This is a genomic window from Tsukamurella conjunctivitidis (genome assembly GCF_007858475.1).
Classification (GTDB): domain Bacteria; phylum Actinomycetota; class Actinomycetes; order Mycobacteriales; family Mycobacteriaceae; genus Tsukamurella; species Tsukamurella conjunctivitidis.
In genome coordinates, this window is sequence record NZ_VIGX01000183.1 from 1 (window position 1) to 598 (window position 598).

Genomic DNA, 598 nt, shown 5'->3' on the forward strand with positions numbered 1-598 from the left:
AGGTGCAGCCTGCGCGGGAGCAACGGCACTGGTGCTGGGCGCATGGTTCGCCTCCTCGACCCTGTGCCTCGGCTCGGGTCGCATGTCGGTGCTGGGACCCCGGGTCCTGTGGGCCACGGCCATGGTGGTCCTGGAGGTCGTCGTGGTCGCACAGGTCCTGGCGCTGGCGACCCACCCGTACACCGTCGCCCGTCTGCGGTCCTGGACGGGCACGCAGGCGCAGGAGTTGCGCTCCCGGGTCGAGCAGAGACGGGCCGCCGGCAATGGCGAGGACCCCGGTGGGAGAGGCGCAGGGTCGGGCGTCGACGCGACGGCGGGTGGCGACGAGGCGCCTGCCACCACCCGGGGAGCTCACCCGGGTCCGGCCGAGTCGGGATCCTCCACCGGAGGCGCCGCAGGTTCCAGGACGCCCGGACGCGCATCCGGGGGCGATGACATGCCGACGGAGGCCCTGGGTGTGGCGCCACGCGAGCAGGAGCACGACGGAGCGACCCGGGCAGCCGGGGCCCCGGATGACATGGTCCGGCGAGCACCCGGGGCCCCGGTTCCCCCCGGCAGCTCCGACGCTGCCGGCCACTCCGACGCTGGGAGCCGGTCT

Annotated in this window: 1 pseudogene; it reads left to right on the top strand. The window is 75.1% G+C overall.

Going from position 1 to position 598, the window contains the following annotated elements:
* Nucleotides 1-31: 31 nt before the first annotated feature.
* Nucleotides 32-598 (top strand): annotated as a pseudogene (locus tag FK530_RS26475) (hypothetical protein); the annotation flags it as partial.